This window comes from Erysipelatoclostridium sp. DFI.2.3 (assembly GCF_019132535.1).
In the GTDB taxonomy this organism is placed as follows: Bacteria; Bacillota_I; Bacilli_A; order Erysipelotrichales; family Erysipelotrichaceae; genus Clostridium_AQ; species Clostridium_AQ innocuum.
In genome coordinates this window covers 272,690-294,296 of the sequence record NZ_JAHOOJ010000001.1, presented here as the reverse complement: position 1 = coordinate 294,296, position 21,607 = coordinate 272,690, and the positions used below count along the sequence as shown (strand labels likewise).

Sequence of the window (21,607 nt, the reverse complement as noted above, 5' to 3'; positions counted from 1 at the left end):
AATAAGCCGGGGGCAGGAAATACCTGCACCTTATAAATCAGCTCCGTTAGATTTTATCACCTGCTTGTACCAGTAGAAGGAATCCTTACGAATTCTCGCGCACTCCTTTGGATCATCATCGGTACGGTCTACATAGATAAAGCCATAGCGTTTTTTCACGCCGTTGCTGGTTGACAGCAGATCAACCGCAGACCATGGACAATATGCCAGCACTTCTACTCCATAATCAATTGCTCTGTGCATTGCTTCGATATGGTCGCGCAGGTATTTAATACGGTAATCATCATGAACACGTCCGTCCTCTGTCAGGGTATCAAATGCTCCCATACCGTTCTCTGTAACCATCAGCGGCTTGTTATAGCGAGTGTAAATATCGCGGAAGATGTATTCCAGACCTGTCGGATCAATTGCCCAGTCCCAATCGGTTGTATCAAGATTCGGATTCTTGCACATCTCATAGAAGCCCGGATGTGTTTCAAAGCCGGACATGTCGCCCTTTTTGCCTGACCAGTTGACACCGCTGTAACGAATTTCCTTACCTTCTTCCATCGGACATGCCTTTGCACACTCACTTGCATAATAGTTCAGTGCCAGAAAATCGGAATAGCCTTCCTTAATCAGCTCCATGTCACCTTCTTCGATGACCGGTGCAAGACCGTGCTCTTCCAGATAAATCATAGCTGACTTCGTATAAAAGCCCTTAAAATAAATATCCAGATAGAAGGCATTACGCAAATCGTGTGCATTTTGTGCAGCCATGACATCCTCCGGCTTGGAAGTAAGCGGATAGACCGGGGAATACCCGATTGCCGCACCGGCAAGACCACCCGATACAAGCTCATGGACCAGCTTACAGGCAATGGCATGTGCAAGATTCATATGATGATTGATCTGATAGCGCAGCTGATTGTTGTCTCTCAGCTCCTCCGGTATGTAGCATTTCTGTGTCCAGTATTGAACGATGATGCTTTGCTCATTGATAGTCGTCCAGTATTTCACCTTGTCCTTAAATTCATTGATGACATAGCGGGCAAAGTATGCAAAATCCTTTACTACCTCTCTGCTCAGCCATCCGTTATATTTTTCCACAAGCGCCCATGGCAAATCATAATGATACAGCGTAACAATCGGCTCAATACCATTGGCCAGCAGTTCATCAATCAGATTGCGGTAATACTGAATACCCGCTTCGTTTACTTCTCCAACTCCATCAGGAAATACGCGTGACCAGGCAATGGAGAAACGATAGGTCGTAAAGCCCATTTCCTTCATGAGGGCTACATCTTCCTTGTAATGATGATATTGGTCACTGGCGATATCCGCAGTAGCAAAGCCGCGCTTTGTATAATTCTCTTTATTGATGATATCCTGCTGGCTGGCTTTCTTGCCATCCTCATAGGCAGCACCCTCTACCTGATAGGCACTGGTAGCAGCACCCCATAAAAAATTGTTTGGAAATCCCTTTGACATGGTTCAGCCTCCTATTTTTCTTCTATTTTCTTATTCATGATTTCAAAAAATGCAATCAATTCCTTTGCCAGATTAAGCTCTGACATAATTGTCATCAGCGTATCCTGTGCATGTGCAAACAGCAGACAGGGCTCATAGGTTTTTCCTCTTGTTTCATTCTGAATCACCTCGGTCTGTGCGACATGTGCCTGATGAATACATTCCTCCGCCTCTGCAATTTTCTGTTTCGCCTCATCGAAGTGAAACTGCTTTGCCTGTGCCAATGCATCCTCAACCCGCAGCCGGGCATCACCTGCATGCAGAATAATCTGCATAGCAACATTGACAAGCTCATTTTCCATAATATCCATAGGTAAATCCCCCTTTAGTTCTGAGAAGGAGCGTTTTCCTGTGCTTCTTCTGCCAGCTTTTGTTTTTCAAATACCTTGAAGAACGGGTACCAGATTGCAAAGTAGACAACAAACAATACAACTGCCCATAAAATACCACGCATATCCTGTGTAATCATAACGGTGGAAACCGGTACAGGCACCTGTCCAACCTGATTCAGTGTTGCCGGAATGTTCAGCCATCCAAGGCTCATAACAATATAGACGATAGCAGGTCCAACGATGGAATTCAGCCACATTGGCAGCATCAGCAGCGGATTGAAGACAACAGGCGCACCGAACATGATTGGTTCATTGATGTTGAAAATACTTGGCCCGATGAAGATTCTTCCCAGTGTTTTCAGCTGCTTTGATTTTGAGAAGCACATGAGCACATTCAGCGCAAGCGTTGCCCCCATACCGCCCATGGTAACAAGAGCCGCCGTAAACACCGTCTCACTCGTCGCGATATTCGTAGCAGGAAGTCCCTGTGCCACCATATTGATATTTTCCTGAATACCGGCAAGGAAGATCGGTGTTGTAACCGCGCCAAACAGCCAGGAGGAAATACCCATACTGTACAAAACAGCAGGAATAAAGCAGCAGAGTATGAAACCGGGCATGGTCTGTGCAAAGCCTGCCAGTGGTGAGAAAATCCATAAAACGATTTCAAATATGTCGAAATTACAATATTTTGTCAGAACCATACCCAGACCAAGCGTAATCAGGGTAGGCAGTATGTAATTGATCCAGCCGACAACGAAATCCGGAATGGATGTGGAATCCTCCAGTACATGCAGCTTGGAATACAGATTGAAGATAATGGATGTAAACAGTCCGGCTACGATACCGACAGCAATACCGGTAGCACCCAGACGTCCTCCCTGAATGACCATATTTCCTGCTTCATCTGTTCCCGGAATGATGAACATCATGAAGACTGCCATGGAAACGATACCGCAGTTGGTCAGGTAGAACGGATGATTCAGCTTTTCCATACACTGCTGTCCGACTACGAATGCCAGAATCAAAGAAATCAGTCCGAAGCTGTAATCGGCAATCATGCCAAGATCCGGAAGTGCAGGCAGGTAGGAACGGAATACGTTGTAGAAGTAGATGACAGAACCCGTTAAAATAAACGGTATGATTTTCTGCATGGATGATGATACGGCGGCAATCCAGGGCTTGCTGCAGATTTCATTCATCTTTGGAGCAAACACTGTAGAAAGCCAGTTCATAAACTTTTTCATTTTTCTTTCTCCTCAGTCTTTCCTTTTCCCCATGAACCCTATATAATAATCATGAGGAAATCATTAAACAAACGCGTGATTTTCTTCAAGCTAAGAGTGCCATCTTAGCTTTTTTATTTCCCCAGTGTATCCAGTGCCAGCTGAATCAGTGCATCTCCGTTGAGCTGTGCATAAATATCCTGTGGAATGACAACAACCGGAACATGATACGGATCACAGAGTGATTTCCATTTCGGCAGCTCTCCTCCGTAATGCGGTCCCAGCATAAGTATACTGATGCTTGACAGATAGCCGCTGACATCTGTATGGGACCGTGCTTCGATCGTTGTGTCCAGCTTGCGTTTTTTTGCTGCCTTGCGTGCCTGATTTGCCAGAAAACCACTGGACATCCCGGCTCCGCAGCACAGCATGATGAACATCTTGTCCATAATGACTCCTTTCCGCTTTTTATGAGCGCTGTACCTTGTACACCCATATTATCTTTAAAATTCACGTGCTTCTCAACTTACGTTTTGCACCGCATGGTGCAAGCTTTTCCCTGAAGGATGTAAACTGCTTGTTTTGTTTCTTTATAATATAGACAGGCAAAAAAAACACTGCTGCATTATTAAAAAAACAGACCTTTTCATCGAAACTTAATTATTTACAGCTGATTCATTGTCTGAGAATGAACATTTGCACCATGTGGTGAAATCTTCTGGTTGTACAGTGTTTGCGGGTAAATTATAATAGATATAACAAGTGTCTTTGCAAGGGGAGTTGGTATCATGAAGAAAAAACACGTTGAGCTGCTGCAATTTCTGCTACATCACGCTACAGCGGTTACCAGTCGGCAGCTGGCCGCCGCTTTATCAATTTCCACGCGGTCTGTAAAAAATTATGTCAATGAAATCAATCTGCTCGGCAATCAGAAGGTGATCCTTTCCAGCAAGCAGGGATATACCGTTCAAGCAGCACAGGCAAAGGAGCTTTTATCTGTAAAAGAGGAAAGTATTCCGCAGACCAGTCTGGAGCGCGGTTTTTACATTGTGAAGCAAATCATGCTGGAGCATTCCTCCCACATGGATCTGTATGACCTCTGCGATGCCCTATATGTCAGCTATTCCACCATTAAAGCGGATATCGCGAAGATGAACAGGGCATTTGCGAATTTTCATATTGAATTCACATGTGAAAATGAAGAGGTTCGTCTGCATGGCAGTGAAAAAGACAAGCGCAGACTTGTCAGCTATGTTATGTATGAGGAAACAGATCAGCAATTCATGGATGCCAATATCATCACCAGCAGCTTTCCTGAATTCCCGGTGGAACAGGTCTCCATGATCATCCGCTCCACCTTCCAGAAATATAACTATTATATCAATGATTTTTCCTTCGTTAATCTGTTACTGCACTTCGCCATTATCATCGACCGTGTAAAGGAAGGAAATTTTGTTGAAACAAGAGACTGCGACTTTCTCATCGAAAGCGAAAATGAACGTGCACTAGTCGAGGAGCTGTGCTCCCATCTGGAGGAGGCATTGTCCATCAGCTTTAACCGCAATGAACAGTTTGAGGTCTATATGCTGTTTAAGACAAATGCAAATTATTCACTGCCAAGCTCTGAGGATAGTCTGAAAAAGCTGGTTGGCGAGGATATTCTCGCATTAACCAGAGATATCATTCAAAAGGTGAATGACAGCTATTACATCGATTTGAATCATGAAACCTTTCTTACGCCCTTTGCATTGCATTTAAAAAATCTTCTGCTTCGTGTCCGCAATGATACCTACACAAAGAATCCCATGGTGGATGCTATTAAGTCCAGCTGTCCGACAGTTTATGATATCGCCATTTTTATCGCTATGGAGCTGATGCAGCGCTTTCATGTGGATATCAATGAGGATGAGGTTACCTTTCTTGCCCTTCATATCGGTGCGGATATCGAACGCCAGAAAACCAATGACGGAAAAATACAGTGTATCCTGCTGTGTCCGGACTATATGAATATGACAGCCTCTATTTACAATAAGCTGCTGATAGATTTTGGGAATCAGATCAATATACGCAAGACGATTTCCTATGAGCATGAGTTGAAGCATCAGCATTACGATATGCTGCTGACCACCATACCCTTAAAATGTCCGCTGCATAAGGAGGTATGTCTGATACCGCCCTTTCCAAATCCAAACAGCCGGATGGATATCCAGAATACCATAGACCGCTATCGTACAAATAAGAAGAACTATATTCTGAAAAAGAAATTTCACGACTTTTTCTCCTCCTCTTTGTTTCTGGCAAATGAAGACACCCCGAACAGAGATGACGTGCTGCCATTGCTGTGCAAAAGCATGGAAGAACTGGAATATGTCAATGAAGGATTTCTAACCAGTGTCATGATTCGCGAAACAGCCGCCTCCACTGCCTTCGGCAATATCGCTATTCCACACTCAATGGAAATGGAGGCACTGAAAACGTGCATCGGCGTTGCAATTTCTAAAAAAGGGATCCAATGGGATAACCATATCGTCCATGTGGTTCTGCTTGTCGCATTGAACAAAATTGACAAACAGATTTTCCATGATCTCTACGAGGCTCTGGTGGACCTGTTCAGTAAGGAGGATGTTATGGAACGGATGAAGGAATGCACTTCCTTTGAACAATTTGAGCATATGATGTGCGCAAGTATTTCCTATCAGGAAGAGGAAGCCGCATGAAAGCATGTATTTTTCTCGATATCGACGGTACGCTGCTGGATCATGAAATCGGTATACAGGAATCCAGCAGAATAGCGATTGCACAGGCACAGGCAAACGGACACAGGGTCTGCCTTGCGACAGGACGCCCCAAGCCGGAGGTGGATGATGAAATACAGGCTATCCCGTTTGACGGCTGTATTTATTCCTGCGGTGCTATGGTAGAGAGTCATGGCAAAGTCCTTTTTTATAAGCCGTTTTCACAGGAGCTGGTACTTCACATGATGCATTTACTGCAAGCCCATGCGATCGGATTTAATCTGGAAGGCAGCCGAACTTCTTTTCTTGACCCTATTGGATATGACTTCTTTCATTCACTGTTTCAAAGATGCATGGAAGACAACAGTGAGCTGGCAAGACAGTATATGGCAGCGGTCCGCATGCATCCACTTCAAGAGGTAAAGGAAACAGACACCCTGCAAATCATGAAAATCGCAACCTTTATCAACGAGGATTCCCTTTTGCAGGAATTTGACAGACAGCTTCCCGCACAGCTGAAGCACATTCACCATGGTTTTCATGAGGGATGTACAAATGGTGAGATATACCATCATACTATCACAAAAGCGACCGGTATTGATTGTCTGCTGTCTCACTTTGATATTCCACTGGAAGCCTCCATAGCGATTGGAGACAGCTTGAATGATGCGGAAATGATACGGCATTGCAATCTAGGTGTGGCGATGGGAAATGCCTGTGAAGAGCTGAAGCTGATCAGTGACATGATTACCACGACCAGCAAAGAGGATGGAATTTATAACTGTATGAAAAAATTGAAACTTATTTAGCAAGCTGAACATAAAGTTTGCTTTTTTTTCTGAAAGTATTGCTAATTATAGTTAAATACCGTACAATATAAATAGATAAACACCTACAAAAAATTGAAAACCCATATAATTATAATTTTATCAAATTCTTTGAAACTTTTTCTCTACTTTCTTCGTTTATATTATAGGAACAGATTTTCTTACAGTTCCATTACAGTTTAGTAACATAAGCCGATGAATCTGCCGCCTGTGTTAGAATATACCCATAGAAACGCAATGATGTTGAAGAGTATGAACGACAGAGAGCAGAATACAGGTTAAAGGAGATAAAGAGTATGATGAGCAGAGATCTGATGAGACAGCAACCGACAAAACCGATGATTCTGAAAAACTGCGCAATCTGCAGACAGATTATCAGTATGCGAAAAATTCTAATTATGGCGGGAATCATGCTGGCATTTATTTTCAGTACCTATCTGTTCTGATCCTGTTGATTTCCTGCATAAATCGTGGTAAACTTTTCCGTATCCAAACTGTAAGATTCTCTGCTGGTGCTGCTCATCCGGGCATCACGGTGGAGATTTCTTCTTTTGGACAAAAATTCTTAACGTTTCTTACGATTTTATGAGTTTTAATACAAAAGCAGTCACTTATGCTATAATGTGATTGCAGGAACAAAAGGAAAGAGATTTTGCATGTAAGGGGTGAGATACCATGAATGAGGAGAAGCTTTCACCGCCAAATGGCGTTGAAGAACATAATTTGAGGGAAAAGAAAGAAATGGAACAGGATACAGGAAACTATACGTATGACTTCTTTACATTCCGCAATGTACTGATCAGTGCGGTTGTGCTGGGTGTCATAATCCTCGTAATTTCACTGGTTCGCTGAACTATCTGAATGCAAAGTCCCTTAGAGGAAGCCGTGTGCTTCCTTTTTTCTTTTGTGAATGGAAAAAGAGCATTGCACGCTTCCTTTACTAGAATATTTTGCTACCTCTATCGTAACCATGATAAGCAGCTTGTATATGATTTCACAGTCCGCCAGACCTTATATAAGCGAAAGGACTAAGACGCTTTGCCTCAAACTATATCCCTAAATCAAACTGTAACACCCCTAATATGTAAAAAACGAAGATAAGCTTTCAACATGTTCCCAACGCATGGATAAATCATGTTACAATATATAAAACCAAGAGGAGGTCCTGACATGAACATACATCATATTTCAATTTATCAGAAAGGACCTCATTTAAAAAGCCGGCACAGCTTTCATCTGTATATTATTTAGTTTTTTTATCATATGAAAGTGAGGTCTATTATGACGATAGAAGAAACTATGCAAGGTGAATCTAAACATATATAAAGCAGCTCTGCCGAAGCGCAGTGAAACATACATAAAAACTATGACTGCCTTCGCAAATACGAGTGGTGGAACACTCATTATCGGAATTGACGACTCCACCCGTTCTGTAATTGGTATGGATAAGGATTCCGTGTTTCAGATTATGGATTCCATAGCGAATGCTGTTTCGGATAGCTGTGAACCACAAATAGTGCCGGATATCAGCTTCCAGACTATAGAGGGTAAATGCATTGTTATAGTTGAAATATATGCTGGTACCAACCGTCCTTACTACCTTAAACATACAGGCAAGGAAAACGGCACTTATATCCGTGTGGCAGGAACTTCACGCCAAGCAGATGCTGTCAAGCTCAAAGAGCTGGAGCTGGAAGGAACACATGCTTCATGGGATGAACAAATCTGCATTGGCTATGAAGTAAAAGAAGATGCCATAGATAAGCTTTGTCAGGATATACATAGATATATGAAGTCCGCTATAGATTCATCAGAAGAAAAAAGAAGTATTGCAGTAATTACAGTGGAACACCTTCTGAACGAAAGCTTCTGAAGAAAAGCGGAAATCAGCTGCTGGCCGCCAATTCCTTTGTTTTGCTTACAAGCGATTATTTTTAGATTTGCAAAAATACAATGTGCGTTATTCAAGGGTAATGATCGTGATGAATTTCTTGATAAAAAGGAATATTCCGGACCCCTGTATGAACAGATCGAAGAGGCTTATCGCTTTGTACTCAGACATATTAATCGAAGCGCTGAAATTAACGGACTGTTGCGTAAAGAAAGATACGAACTACCGGTTGGGGCTATCCGCGAAATGATTATTAACGCACAGTGTCATCGCAGCTTTATGGATTCCTCCTGCGTTCAAGTCGCTCTGTTTGACGATCGCTTAGAAATCACTTCCCCCGGTATGCTGTATGGCGGATTAACTCTGAAGGAAGCTGTGAACGGTCGTTCAAAAATAAGAAATAAAGCGATTGCGGAAGTATTCAGCCGCATGGAGCTTATAGAAGGATGGGGTACGGGAATTCGTCGCATCATCAAAAGAGCAGAAGAATATCAGCTGCGTACTCCCGAATTTACAGAAATAGGAGATACCTTTCGTGTAAATTTATTTCGTAAAGAAGAAAAAAAGCCGATAAAAAACCATTATCTGAAGAACGACGGCAGCTAATTAAAGAGTATATCCGCGAGCATGGCTGTATTTCCAACCGGGAAGCCAGAAAGCTGCTAAATCTCGCTGAATCTACAACCAAAAGACTCCTGAAACAGATGGTCCTTGATGGCTGCCTGATTGAACAAGGAGAAAAGAAAAGCCGTATTTACCGCCTATGTGCATAAGGGTCAGAGAATACAGTCTTGTCCTATGTGATATTTAGCTGAAAAATGATTAATGAGCTGTTTCTTGAAATATGAATATAGTCGTAGAACCGCTCTTTTCTCTATTTAAGTTATTTTATATTATGTTTGATTTCTTCTATTTTCTATGCTTGTATTTATTTCTTTTATCTATCTTTAAGGATTTTTATGTAGCTTTCATGATATTTATTCATCTTTCATGCTGTTTGCTTTTTCCTAATCATTTGATATATCCGACCATTTCTATTCCATGGGAGCCATATAAAAGCTTCCGTAAAACTCCTCCGTATTCAATACATTAATAATAATCCTCGGATCTGCCTCTCGCAACAGATTCGCAATATCCGCAACTTCATATGAGGAAACGACGGTATGCAGCAGATACATTTTCTTTTTACTAAACCCGCCATACCCTTGTATACAGGAAATTCCGTGACGATAGTGGTCAACATACATATCAATAACAAGCTCAGGTATGGTTGTCGTAATTTGCATGGTTACACGTTCATAGCGATGATGAAATGTAGAAATCGTTTTTGTTGTGATAAACTGAAAAACAATGGAGTATCCTGCGTACAGCCATCCAAACATGAATCCAAATATGCATAATATTAAAGCATTAAAGATAAAAACCTGTTCCCAAATAGACCTTCCGATTTTATTGGAAACATAAAGAGCGATGAAATCCGTCCCTCCCGTTGACGCGCTTCCCTTTAAAGCGATGACAACACAAAGACCATACAAGAACCCTCCGAAAATAACATTCAGCACCAGGTCATGAAAGAGCGGCTGAAAACGACAGAAGCTTAAAAATACAGAAGCTAAAACAAATTGAATGGTAGAAAGTATGGTGAATTTTTTACTGATGCTTTTAAAACAAATCAATGCCACCGGAATATTTAACATCAGGATTGCGACGGAGGTTGAAATATGACAGCCATATAAAGCAGCTATTTTATCAATCAAAATAGCAACGCCGGTAAAACCGCTACTCAATAGATTACTCGGTGTAATAAAAACCTGAATGACATATGCCTGCAATAATGCTGAGATAACAACTGCGATACAGCTGAATAGATAACGTATTTTTTTGTTCTTCAATGAATGTGTTAACATAAGCGATCCCCTCTTTAATTTTCTACATTATTATAATTCCTTTTCATTTGAGAGTGGCTAAAAGGGTTTCCTAGGCGGTAGGAAAAATGCATTCTTCTGCCGATTGTGACAGGCCGCTTCATCTCACACAAACCGAATCTTTTCTTGAACATGATTATTGCAGCTAATCAACAGGATCTTGATAACCTTGAATGTGAGTTACAGAAATAGATCAAATGCTTGCAGCAGAGCTCCTTCAATATTTTAATGCATGGCATACAGACCTGAGGAATAACCTCCTTCTGTTTATCGCTTATGCAGGCATGACCTTCTTTTCCATCAGAGCCGCATAAAATCCTTTATCGCAGGAGCACTTCATATCGTATTTTAGGTACTGCGGCACAGCCTATCCATTATGACACTCTTTTTTCATAGTATTGGACTTTTTAAATAAGGAAAAAAGCATATCTCCCATTCAGCTATACTGCTAAGACAGCAGTCTCAGTCCTGACTATACAGAAAGACCAGTTGTACTTAAAGAAAAGAATAACACTTCTCTTTTCCCTCTGCACCTGTTTAAAAAAGGAAATTCCAATAACCAATTCGCAAAACTTCCTAAGAGTTAGGAAAAAATGTTAATTACTTATTGAAGATAATTCTATATAATACTATTTAGAGAGGATTGACAACATGGGACTAAATAAAAGACAGGAAAAAATCATCATGATGATGAATGACTCTAACGATTGGATTACAGGTAAAGAATTATCCAAGCTTCTAAATGTATCAGATCGTACCATACGCTCAGACATTGATTCCATTAATCGTTATTATGAGAATGCATTGATTGAGTCCAATCTTCGCTATGGATATCATTTGAATCAGGAAATTCTTCGGACGCTGAACATTGAAATCGAACAGCCAATCGCACAGACACCGCAGGAACGATGTATATATATCATACAGCAGCTTCTATTTCAACGAAATGAACTAAGCATCACCAATTTACAGGATCAGGTATTTGTTAGTGAATATTCGATTGATAATGATATTAAACGTATAAAAAAAATGATTGAGCCCTATGAGCAGTTAAGATTGGTACGCTCTAAGAACTTTATCCATTTAGAAGGTGATGAAGAGAGTAAGCGCAAGCTGTATAAAGATTTATTAGCTGAGGAAACACAGGGAAATTTTCTGAATTTGAATAACCTTGCGGCATTGTATAATGATTTCGATTTACTGATTGTTAAGGATACACTTGAAGAAACGTTTAACAAATACAATTTCCATGTACGTGAAATGGCATTTCCGATGCTGATGGTTCATGTGGGAATCGCAATCGAACGAATTTTACGACATAACTATATACATACGGAACGCGATTATGAAGAATTAAAGAAAAGTCAGGAATATGAGATAGCACGTGAATTTTTTCAGAATACAGCCAAGAAGATACGTATAGAAATCGTTGAGGATGAAATCGCGCTGCTTGCATTGTTATTGATGGGAAAGAAAGGAACCAGTTACTCAAAGGATCTGGTTCATGAATTTCATGATAGCTTAACAAGTGATGATATTATCGACGGTATGTTAGAAGTTATTCATGATGATTTTGATATTGATTTCGCACAAGACAGTGATTTGCGTATCGGTTTGAAAATGCACATGCAGTCACTCATGGAGCGCCAGATAAGAAAACATGATGTATCAAATGTATATCTGCAGGAGATTAAACGTAAATATCCTCTGGTATTTGAAATGGGAATACGTGTTGCACGGTATCTGGAAGAACAATTAAATGAGGTGATCGGTGAAAACGAAATAGGTTTTCTATCGCTGCATCTCGGTGCTGCCTTCGAGCGTGCGAACCTGTCGGGAAAATACCGGGTTATTATGATTTATCCACACGATCAGGCATTAAGTAATATGTGCGTCAAAAAAGTAGAAAATCGGTTCGGTGAGCGAATGGCCATTGTGGAATGTCTGAACTTCTTCGAACAGAAAACAATTCTTAATGCGCGGCCTGATTTGATACTGACAACACTCCCCCTGCAGCATGACCTGGATATTGCCACGATTCAAATTTCATTGTTTATCAATTTAGAGGACGAAAGCCGTATTTTCCAGGCGCTGAACCTATTGGATAAGAAGCATTTTCAGAAAGAGTTTGAGGAAGGTATATCCGGTATGATAGAACCACGATTCTTCTATACAGATGTTGATATAGCGACGCATGAGGACGTAATCAATTATATGTGTGATAATTTGCAGGCATCCGGTTATATACCGGAAGGATTCAAGGAATCTGTCTTGAAAAGAGAATCCATGTCCGCAACCTCCTTTGCCTACAGCTTTGCCGTACCGCATAGCTTCAATGTAATGAGCATTAAATCCAACATATCCGTTGCTATTTTGAAGAATCCGATTCCATGGGGGCCTTTTGAAGTAAAGCTGGTCATACTGCTTGCAATCAATGATGCAGACCGCTATATGCTGAAGCTGTTCTTTGACTGGCTGAGCAATGCAGTGAGTGATGCCAATCGGTTTGCGACACTTTTAGAAAGTCATGATTATAATGATTTTATTGCACGTATCGTTGAGTAAGGAGAGATATTATGATTGCGAAAACCACTGGAAATAATAAGAAACCAACAAAGCATTACAGAGAAAAGAAGCTGGGGCTCATCGATCGTTTAAGCATTGCATTATTGAAAAAACAGGATACCCTTGTAAAAGATACAGAGCATTCTCCCGTGTCGAATATCAGAAGATTCTTCGGGTATCTGATTGATTTCATGCTTGCCAATATATTCTGCGTAATTCCCTTGGTCATCATCCAAGCCTCCCTCACCGGCTCAACGAATACTACACAAATACTGGCTGGCATTCCGTTGCATTGGGCATATATTATCACATTCTTTGTATTCTTATTCTATACGTTTTATTATGTGTATATACCATTAAAAATATGGCCGGGACAGACACCCGCAAAGCGTTTATTAAATTATAAAATCGTAATGATGGATAATTCAAAAGCTACAGCCAAAGCTTTATTTATGAGAAATGTCATTGGGATGACCTTCCTTGAGCTTGCGGCCTTCACGACCACCTATGTCGTGCAGCTGATCGTTCTGACTGCCAAAATCGATTATCCCGCTTCCTTTGGCTACATTACCTATTTCATGACATTTTTATCCTTTATCATCACTCTGACAAATTACGACCGCCGTATGCTTCATGATTATCTCGGTAAAACAAAAGTATATATGCTTCAAAAAGAAGAGGTATCCGACTACCATGCTTTATAGCCGCAGCAGCACTGTCGACAGGGATGAGAATCCCTGTTTTTTTCTTGATTTTTCACTCTAAAATCCTTTTCTATTTTTTGTCCTATACTTCGTTATCCTTCTTTTCTCCGCTTTTTTGCCCCTTCTTTGATATCCTGCTTTTCGCTGCTTTTTCAGTTCTTCATACCGATATCTCACTTATCCTTACTTTTTTAGTTCTTCATTCCGATATCATGCTGTTCTCTACAATAGATAACTTTCCTGCAATATATCTATATTTATGGGTTCCATCAACTGCAGAAAAAGTCGATTTCCTATACCTTAGGAAATCATTTTCATGTTGCGAGCAGTAAACTTTTATTATAATCATTTAATAGATTTCTAATTATCTCTTTAGATGTTCTTATATGCCGGTATAGCCCGTTATTCCGGGCTTTTCCGGCACTTTTCATATCGGAAGAACCTCACAAATCTTTTTATTACCCCTCATGTTTTCACTCTCAAAAGTAGTAAAAGCAGTAGTAAATTCTGCGTACTACTTATGCCGCCTTGGTTTCCTCGGCGCTTTCCGCCGCAGCTTCCGGCTTGGCCTCTGTGGTGGTTTTTGCCTTGGCTTGCAGCCGTTCCATTTCCTCCTGTGCGGAATGGAAAGTAGCGTGGGCGTAATAGTTCAGCGTCATTACAATGTTGGCGTGTCCCATGATGTACTGCAATGCCTTGGGGTTCATGCCCGCGTTTGCCATTCTGGTACAGAATGTATGCCGCATGGTGTGCGGCGTCATCACATCGGGCAGCGGCTCCTTGTGGCACTTGTTGTACTTCTTGGCAAGGCACTTGAACATGGCGTCATAATTGACGGCGGTTTTGGGCAGGCCGTCCCGGTTCAGGAACAGGAAGTCCTTATAACCGTCAACCTCCATGCACCTGCCGTCCCTGCGCTTCTTTAACACACGCTCAAACGCTTCATAGGCAGCTGCGCTCATAGGCACTTGACGGAATCCGCTTTCTGTTTTTGGCGCTTCGATATAGTAGCCGTCCTCGGTGCTTCTCAAAAGCTGGTGGTCTACATTCACAAAGCGCTTTTCAAAATTCAGGTCGGCGGGCGTCAGACCGCAGAGTTCGGAAATACGAAGCCCGGTTTCCAGCAGGATCACCACCTCGTCATAATACTTGGCATAGACGGGATCGTTCTGCATGAAGTCCAAAAGCTCGTTTTCCTGTGTAGGGGTAAGCGGCACCTTTGGTACGGTATCGTCGTTGATAACCTCATTGATCTGGAAGTCAAAGGGATTCTTGCGGAGGCAATCGTCCTGTACGGCCATATAAAACATGGCTTTTAAGGAACGCTTGCTGTTGCAGATGGTGTTATAGGCAACGCCCTTTTCCTGCATACGCAAGGCCCATTCTTTTGCGTCGGACAGCTTTACGCTGTCAATGCTGGCCGCGCCCAGTTTATCTTCGGACAGAAGTTTCATCAACTGCTGGCGGCTCTTTTGGGTTCCTTTCCGCACATTCCCGCGCTGCCGGGTGTACTTTTCATAAAGCTGGCACACGGTCATTTTCTTGCCGATGGTGTCTATCCCGTCGTCAAGGTCTTTCTGTATCTGCTTGATTTTCTCGCGCAGGGAAAGACAGGGCCGTTTCCCGGCAGGTATTTTGTCAGTGGGTACTAACTTCCATGAGTAAACAAACTGGGGTTCTCCAAAGGTGTCAATGTATTTGTAAGCGTATCTTCCATCTGATCGCTGGCTCTCTCCAGACTTCAAAAGGCGGCCTTTGTTGTCCCGTCTTTTTTCATCTCGTTCTTTTCTTGGCATTTCGTCATGCTCCTTTCCATGACGGAAAGAGCCTTGACACGCTTATAACCTATTATAACACGCGCAAGGCCCTTTTTCACTATATTGTGTCAAGGGAATCAATGATTTTTTCAAACTGCTTCCGTTTGATCTGGATGCGGTTACCGTTCAAGATCACCCAGCCAGCGGTGGGGTTTTCCTCGGCAAGCCGACGCAGTTTGTTTTCCCCGATCCGAAAATATTTGGACGCTTCCTCAATGGTAAGCGTGTACTTTTCCCAAATAGGCACATCGTTATTACTCATAACATGGCCCCCTTTCTTTTCAAAACAAAGGTTGTTTTTTGTGAAAGTGGGCAGAAAATAACGGACGGCTGCTGGCACAGCTCCACGGGAATCTCACCCCCGCGTGGTTCTCACGCGGCCCTGCTCGTTGCCTGCGACGCTTCAAACGCTCGGACTACGACGGCAAGGGCGTATCATTGTCCTGTCTGCGCGTCGTCGCCCGCAGGCTGCCACACCTGCTTTACGGCCCGGTAAAATCGCTCCGCTTATCCCAATGAGGGAAAGCCTCTTGGCGCACCTGCCGCCCGGCTCGGCACAGACAGAATGTATCCGTCTGCCCTATGACGCGCCGCCATTGTCCTGCGGGCGTATTTGTCAAGGAGCAAAGGGGCCGCCGGGAAAACAGGCAGGCGGGGAAAGGGAAAGCCGCCTGTCTATGGCCGGGGCCTTAACCGTCAGTCGCCAATGGGACTAACGATGGAATGGATCAGCTTGATTTGCAATCGGCGCTTCATATACTCGTCAATGCAGATATGAGGCTGGCCGCTGCCGTCATAGAGCGTCCGGGTACACAGCTTATTGATATAGCCGTCGTAATGCTGCAAGACGCGCTCCACGGCTTCGGCGTTACCGGCGCAGGCCGCGTCGATCACAAAATCAGGCAGAGGGCTTTTGCCCTTGTAACTGGATTGCTTCATCCGCGTTTAACCTCCCTCCGGCATGAACGCCATCAATTTTATACGCAGGTCTTTTAGGGTGCTTGTCCTGTGGCGCTGTACTGCGCTGCGGGACATTCCCATCAGGCGGCCGATTTCTTCGTCAGTCAAATCCAGAACAAAGCGGAGAATCAAAATACTCTGCTCGTCTTTTGGCAGGCTGGCAAACGCTTCGGCCACAAGCTCGTTGTCGATATGTAGGTCATAGCCATGCGAACTGAATGTAAAGCTGTCGCAGGAATACCGATCTACGGTCGAGAGCTTGTCCCAATCAGCCGGGGAAAGAGCGTCCAGCGACACTTCACGGTCGCGGCGGCACTTCATTTCCCGCAGATAATCTATCGCCTCATGGTACAGAACCAGCTTGCAGTAGCGGTCAAACTGGCCCCATTCACCGTATTTGCGGGGGATCGCTTCCATCTTCTCACCCCCTTTCTGTGGGGGATGTGGTGGTTCTCTCCCTTTCCGCCAATAGAGCGAATGGAATCTCTCTGGCTGCCCGCTAAACGCCTCCTTTTTTCACTTTTTTGAAATTTCTTTTTGCGCCGGGAAACAGACCGCAGGAAACAACAAAATTCGCCCGGCAGGTCAAAGACCCACAGGGCGAAACAAAAAGCAATATGTTCTTTTCCTACATGGTATAGTACATACTCGCAGCCGCTTGTCCCCGCTGCCGGGGGACGGCTTTTTTTGACAGGCTAATCCCTGTCGGATTTTGTCGAAGTAGTTTTCGTTGCATGGCGGCTCCCTCCTAAAGCCGCCATGCCAGAACACGGTGCAGGGGTCGTCGAAGCAAAAAGAAACGGCGGCCTTGATCTACTCAAAACCGCCGTATCAGTCAGTGATACAGGAAAGCGCACGAAATCCTCTGCCCGTCAGCGGTTTTTTTCTTTTCCCCGCTGTGGAGGCAGATGTTTGAATATGTAGGTATGTTTCATGCCGCAAAGGCCAAAACATACCATGTTAGTCAATCAATTTGAATTAGAGTTCAATTCTTGCTTTCGATGGCTTATCTTCACAATAGGTAACTTTAATCGTTGTTCCCTTGTCAGGGACTTTGTTTCCTGCGCCAATCCATTTTCGGCAGATGTAATCTTTTCCGTCTATCGTATATTTGACCTTGATAGTATGCGGAAAGGCTGCGCCATCCATAGCATGAGCGCGGACAGGTTTACGATTCACTTTTAACCACCATTGTTTTGTAACTGAAATTACAGTTCCCATTGTTTCTTTTTCCATAAGTTATACCTCCGATGTTAATTTAGAATGAGTAATTTTCCATTTAGATAGCTACATATTAAAGCAAACTGCCCTTTAATCCCTTTTTGAAAACCAATACAGCCCTTTCGGTTCCCCAAAATGACATTGTGACAAGGCGATAGCTTTCCTTTTCCATTTCCTCTATTTTGGCATTGATTTTCACTGTCGCATTTTCAACAGTAATTTAGTTTAACAATTCTGTCCTATACATCATATCTTTACCTCCATATTTTCTAAGTGGATGATACCTATTTTCTATTCAACCTTTTCCTTGTTTGTAGTAAAAGCGGAACGCTGCTGCGCCGGTGGCAGCCAACTGTACCAGAACCAGCACAGCGAACAGGCCGAAACTCTCATAGTAGAACAGTTCATCCCAAAACAGAAGAACATCACAGAGGGCAGTCAAGGCAACCGTCCAGCGGATGTGCCGGGCCAGCCATTGCCAGAACACCAGCACAAGGACAACGGGCGGGACGATCAGCAGCGCCAGATTCAAAATCAATGTCGGGGTCAGTTCCATTGCGTCGCCTCCTACTTTTTTAAGATAGTGCCATATGTTTTTTGAACAAGTAATAAGTCGATACAAAATAACAGATTAAGATTCCGATAAAAGCTGCGTAAACAACAGCAAAAATTGTTAACATTTCATTAAGAGAAATATAGACAGTATATTCCTCATATCCAGTAAGCGTTAAAAAGAGAATTGTCCCAATGCTAAAAATCAAAGATACCATTACTGGCAAACCAAACTTAAAGATCATTTGTTGACGAATATATCTCCCACAATCTGTCTGTTCTACTCCCAGTTTCGATATAGTCTGAAATTGCTTTTTCTGTTCAATCGTATCTGTAAGTTGCTGTACGGACAAAATTGTGAAGCAGATTATAATAAGCACCAACGCAGCGTATGTCCCTACCAGCCGCAATAACAAAGCATTAGAGATTCCCTCATTATCTTGCAGAGTTCCTAATCGTACATAAAGCTGATTTTCTGAAAAAGCTCCAAGTCCAAATTGATACTTCCACATTTCCTGATCGAATCTTTCAGCGAAATCATATGCCAGCGGTTTTTCTGTGTTGCCCGCATAAAGGGAGGTTGCCATCAAAAGATTATTGCATATTTCATCAGGTACGATATACACAGCCTGCATACGACTTGTAAATAACACCATTCCTGTCGGGTCTTGATAATCCGCACCAGCTTTTTTGTGTAATGTTGAATTTCCAGCATGAATAGAGGACACTTCTTGATTAAACTGTGTAATTGTTTCTGGCAAGGTATCAAAACTCCATGCAATTCCATATTCATCTGAATCAAGTGTAATTTCAGGTAGATCAGACAAAGCACGCATTTGATTATAACTGTCAACAGGGATTGCAAGCAGAGGCGCATTTTTAACAGTTTTATCTATATCACCAGCTTGTAAAAGATACAGTTGTCCAGTAGCAGCTTTAGAAAGTGGATAGCCGTTTTCGTTCAGATACTTTGTAATATAGTCATAGTCTAAAGTGGTTTTTGGCAATTCCTTCAAGGATGAAGCTGAATAAGTTGTAAGAACCTGAACATCAAAAGGAGAGGTGATTTTCTGATACTCACTGGCACGAATAGCGTTGACCGGGAGCCAAGCCATCAGCACAATAGAGAGAATCAAAATACAGCTAATTACCCCCATTGTCTTTGCGGAGCTTGCCATTTTGCTTTTAATCTGTCCAAGGACAAACAAGTTCTGATAGTAAAAGTCAGATGGCTTTTTTATGGTCTTTGTCAATATCCACGACATATTTGAAAATAGGGCGAGGATTGAAAACGCAAGAAGTACAATCGCTAAAACGGGTGGCATTGTATAATAGGCTTCAATAGCTAATCTTTGTCGGACAAGGCTTTCAAAAACCTGATTTAATATCAAAAGTATAATTCCTTGAATAAAGCATGGAATTGTTAAAAATAGTAATGGTATGCTGCCAGATTTTCCATGCCTACATTCTATGAAAAACCAGATCGCAGCCACTATCGAAAGCGTAGCTACTATTACCAATGCAATGAGTTGCCAAAGAATATGCGGTTGAATTGACACTTTCATTATGAGTGCAAACATCATTCCAAAGACAGCGATTGAAGCTATGACTGCTATCACAATCCATCTGGAAAGTTGATGGTATAAAGTGAATTTTTCATTTCCTCGCTGGCTATTATGGAGCATATCAATTATTTTTAATTGCCGTACTGTGCGAATGTTTCTAATCCCCATTACAATAAAAATCGCACCAAAAAACAATAGAGTAAAAAGTATCGTATCTGGAAACAAAGACAAATATAGCTGCCACTCAACCTCAAAAGACTGCACAACAATATAGCCAACAATTTGAGATAATCCGATTCCGAGCAGTATTCCCAAAATGATGGATATTGCCCCCATAATCATGGTTTCCATGAAAAAAATAAATGCAACTGTTCTTTGTTCCATCCCAATAATTGTCTGGACAGCAAACTCTTTCTGCTTTCTTCGGAGCATATAAGTATTGACATAGGAAATTAGAAAAATCACCAATAAGGCGACTATGGGAACCGCTATTCGCATGGCTTTATTTAATATTTCCAGATTGATTTTAACAGGCAATGATTCATTATAATAAGGGCTTGCAATAGACATGAAGCCATAAAAAAGCCCTACCGATAAAATCAAGGTAATAACATAGATCAAATAGTCCTTTGCAGACCGTTTCACATTCCGTAAAGCCAATTTAGCGTACATCATTCGCTCCACCTCCCATCATGGTAAGGACATCCAAGATTTTTTCAAAGAAAGCCTTACGAGAATCGCTGCCTTTAAGAATTTCCATGAAGATTGCTCCATCCCTTAAAAAGAGAATACGCTTGGCATAGCTTGCCGAGAAAGCGTCGTGTGTCACCATCAGGATCGTGGCGTCAAGGCTTTCGTTAATACTCTGGATTGTGGAGAGCAAGGCTTGTGACGAGTGACTATCTAACGCGCCGGTGGGTTCATCCGCCAAAATCAGCTTAGGCTGGTTAATAATGGCTCTGGCACAGGCGCACCGCTGCTTCTGGCCGCCGGACACCTGATAGGGGTATTTATCCAGAATATCCGTGATATTCAGCTTTCCGGCCATTTCCCGCACCCGCCCATCAATCTCGCCTGCGGGAACCTTGTTGATAGTCAGTGCCAAGGCAATGTTTTCCGAGATTGTCAGAGTGTCCAGCAGGTTAAAATCCTGAAAGATAAATCCCAGTGATTCACGCCGGAACCGCGCAATATCCCTTTCCCTGATTTCCAGAATGTCCTTGCCGTCTAAATAAATATGTCCATCTGTCGCTGTGTCGATGGTGGAAATACAATTCAAAAGAGTAGTCTTTCCAGAGCCGGAAGCTCCCATTATACCGACAAATTCTCCTTTGTCCACTTCAAATTGAATCCCATTCAGAGCATGGGTGATATTTGTTTCTTCTCCATAATCTTTTTTCAAATCTACGATTTGTAAAATGCTCATACTCAAAACTCCTTTCAAGGCTTCCTGTTGCTAATAAAAAAGCAGAGCCAATCATAAAAAGAGTGTTCTCCTTTTATGTTATCGGCTCTGCGGCTGTGCGTCTGGCGCTTTAATAACGGTTATATGGAATTGTTCAATGTCGATTAGACATTCACTTTTGCATTTTGGACAAAAGAGAGGAAAATTTTTAAGTACGGTATCTTCCCGAATTTTGTCGCGTGTTTTATTCCCGCAGACTGGGCAGCGGATGAACTCTGTTTTCTCCATATTGTTCACTCCGAATTGCGATCATTCTTTTTCTTATCCCGATATTTCCGTATGAGTTTATTACGGATAGGAACGCCAACACCAA

At 42.4% G+C, this 21,607-nt stretch carries 22 protein-coding genes; 8 read left to right on the top strand and 14 right to left on the bottom strand.

The features are described from left to right. Positions 1-30: 30 nt before the first annotated feature. From KSZ58_RS01530 to KSZ58_RS01515, 4 genes are all read right to left on the bottom strand, one after another. Positions 31-1,470 (bottom strand): glycoside hydrolase family 1 protein, encoded by a 1,440-nt coding sequence (locus KSZ58_RS01530; RefSeq protein ID WP_009270254.1) that lies wholly within the window; start codon positions 1,468-1,470, stop codon positions 31-33. A gap of 11 nt (positions 1,471-1,481) precedes the next feature. Further along, positions 1,482-1,820, bottom strand: a complete 339-nt coding sequence (locus KSZ58_RS01525) for a PTS lactose/cellobiose transporter subunit IIA (RefSeq protein ID WP_002607083.1) — start codon at positions 1,818-1,820, stop codon at positions 1,482-1,484. Between the two features lie 14 nt (positions 1,821-1,834). Beyond that, complete coding sequence (locus KSZ58_RS01520; protein ID WP_008818329.1) at positions 1,835-3,088, bottom strand: PTS sugar transporter subunit IIC; 1,254 nt, start codon at positions 3,086-3,088, stop codon at positions 1,835-1,837. A 113-nt stretch (positions 3,089-3,201) separates the two neighbouring features. After that, positions 3,202-3,516 (bottom strand): PTS sugar transporter subunit IIB, encoded by a 315-nt coding sequence (locus KSZ58_RS01515; RefSeq protein WP_002607081.1) that lies wholly within the window; start codon positions 3,514-3,516, stop codon positions 3,202-3,204. A gap of 339 nt (positions 3,517-3,855) precedes the next feature. On the opposite strand from KSZ58_RS01515, the gene KSZ58_RS01510 reads away from it, so the two are divergent. The 6 genes from KSZ58_RS01510 (at position 3,856) to KSZ58_RS01485 (ending at position 9,126) form a co-directional block, all read left to right on the top strand. Continuing rightward, the gene (locus KSZ58_RS01510; protein ID WP_022300153.1) at positions 3,856-5,784 is read left to right on the top strand and encodes a PRD domain-containing protein; all 1,929 of its coding nucleotides are present in this window, start codon (positions 3,856-3,858) and stop codon (positions 5,782-5,784) included. Further along, a complete protein-coding gene (locus KSZ58_RS01505) occupies positions 5,781-6,611 on the top strand; it encodes a Cof-type HAD-IIB family hydrolase (RefSeq protein WP_022300154.1) in 831 nt (276 codons plus the stop codon). The genes KSZ58_RS01510 and KSZ58_RS01505 overlap by 4 nt, the downstream gene beginning before the upstream one ends. Positions 6,612-6,925: 314 nt before the next feature. After that, positions 6,926-7,075: a hypothetical protein gene (locus KSZ58_RS01500; protein WP_008818325.1), complete on the top strand. Its 150-nt coding sequence runs from the start codon at positions 6,926-6,928 to the stop codon at positions 7,073-7,075. 229 nt (positions 7,076-7,304) lie between these two features. After that, complete coding sequence (locus tag KSZ58_RS01495) at positions 7,305-7,481, top strand: hypothetical protein (protein WP_002607077.1); 177 nt, start codon at positions 7,305-7,307, stop codon at positions 7,479-7,481. 454 nt (positions 7,482-7,935) lie between these two features. Further along, the gene (locus tag KSZ58_RS01490; RefSeq protein ID WP_009588116.1) at positions 7,936-8,502 is read left to right on the top strand and encodes a helix-turn-helix domain-containing protein; all 567 of its coding nucleotides are present in this window, start codon (positions 7,936-7,938) and stop codon (positions 8,500-8,502) included. Between the two features lie 36 nt (positions 8,503-8,538). Beyond that, positions 8,539-9,126, top strand: coding sequence for an ATP-binding protein (locus KSZ58_RS01485; protein WP_022300155.1), 588 nt, complete (start codon positions 8,539-8,541; stop codon positions 9,124-9,126). A 428-nt stretch (positions 9,127-9,554) separates the two neighbouring features. Here the strand turns inward: KSZ58_RS01485 and KSZ58_RS01480 are convergent, their stop codons facing one another. Continuing rightward, positions 9,555-10,427 (bottom strand): YitT family protein, encoded by an 873-nt coding sequence (locus KSZ58_RS01480; RefSeq protein WP_008818322.1) that lies wholly within the window; start codon positions 10,425-10,427, stop codon positions 9,555-9,557. 669 nt (positions 10,428-11,096) lie between these two features. On the opposite strand from KSZ58_RS01480, the gene KSZ58_RS01475 reads away from it, so the two are divergent. Beyond that, on the top strand, positions 11,097-13,010 hold the full coding sequence (locus KSZ58_RS01475) for a transcription antiterminator (RefSeq protein WP_009270249.1): 1,914 nt from the start codon (positions 11,097-11,099) through the stop codon (positions 13,008-13,010). An 11-nt stretch (positions 13,011-13,021) separates the two neighbouring features. Continuing rightward, a complete protein-coding gene (locus tag KSZ58_RS01470; RefSeq protein ID WP_008818320.1) occupies positions 13,022-13,714 on the top strand; it encodes an RDD family protein in 693 nt (230 codons plus the stop codon). Between the two features lie 518 nt (positions 13,715-14,232). Here the strand turns inward: KSZ58_RS01470 and KSZ58_RS01465 are convergent. The 9 genes from KSZ58_RS01465 to KSZ58_RS01425 all read right to left on the bottom strand — a co-directional run bounded on the left by KSZ58_RS01465 (position 14,233) and on the right by KSZ58_RS01425 (position 21,522). Continuing rightward, entirely contained in the window at positions 14,233-15,510 is a 1,278-nt protein-coding gene (locus KSZ58_RS01465) for a tyrosine-type recombinase/integrase (protein WP_217752590.1), read from the bottom strand. Between the two features lie 79 nt (positions 15,511-15,589). Further along, on the bottom strand, positions 15,590-15,793 hold the full coding sequence (locus tag KSZ58_RS01460) for an excisionase (RefSeq protein ID WP_009296579.1): 204 nt from the start codon (positions 15,791-15,793) through the stop codon (positions 15,590-15,592). A gap of 434 nt (positions 15,794-16,227) precedes the next feature. Further along, positions 16,228-16,470: a helix-turn-helix domain-containing protein gene (locus KSZ58_RS01455; RefSeq protein ID WP_004611627.1), complete on the bottom strand. Its 243-nt coding sequence runs from the start codon at positions 16,468-16,470 to the stop codon at positions 16,228-16,230. 6 nt (positions 16,471-16,476) lie between these two features. Next, positions 16,477-16,908, bottom strand: a complete 432-nt coding sequence (locus KSZ58_RS01450) for a sigma-70 family RNA polymerase sigma factor (RefSeq protein ID WP_004611626.1) — start codon at positions 16,906-16,908, stop codon at positions 16,477-16,479. 561 nt (positions 16,909-17,469) lie between these two features. Next, complete coding sequence (locus KSZ58_RS01445; RefSeq protein WP_008689645.1) at positions 17,470-17,727, bottom strand: hypothetical protein; 258 nt, start codon at positions 17,725-17,727, stop codon at positions 17,470-17,472. Positions 17,728-18,007: 280 nt separating this feature from the next. Continuing rightward, positions 18,008-18,268, bottom strand: a complete 261-nt coding sequence (locus tag KSZ58_RS01440) for a hypothetical protein (protein ID WP_217752589.1) — start codon at positions 18,266-18,268, stop codon at positions 18,008-18,010. 19 nt (positions 18,269-18,287) lie between these two features. Then, on the bottom strand, positions 18,288-20,504 hold the full coding sequence (locus KSZ58_RS01435) for an FtsX-like permease family protein (protein WP_217752588.1): 2,217 nt from the start codon (positions 20,502-20,504) through the stop codon (positions 18,288-18,290). Further along, positions 20,491-21,255 (bottom strand): ABC transporter ATP-binding protein, encoded by a 765-nt coding sequence (locus tag KSZ58_RS01430; RefSeq protein ID WP_217752587.1) that lies wholly within the window; start codon positions 21,253-21,255, stop codon positions 20,491-20,493. The genes KSZ58_RS01435 and KSZ58_RS01430 overlap by 14 nt, the downstream gene beginning before the upstream one ends. A gap of 78 nt (positions 21,256-21,333) precedes the next feature. Further along, the gene (locus KSZ58_RS01425) at positions 21,334-21,522 is read right to left on the bottom strand and encodes a cysteine-rich KTR domain-containing protein (RefSeq protein WP_006861335.1); all 189 of its coding nucleotides are present in this window, start codon (positions 21,520-21,522) and stop codon (positions 21,334-21,336) included. Positions 21,523-21,607: the final 85 nt, after the last annotated feature.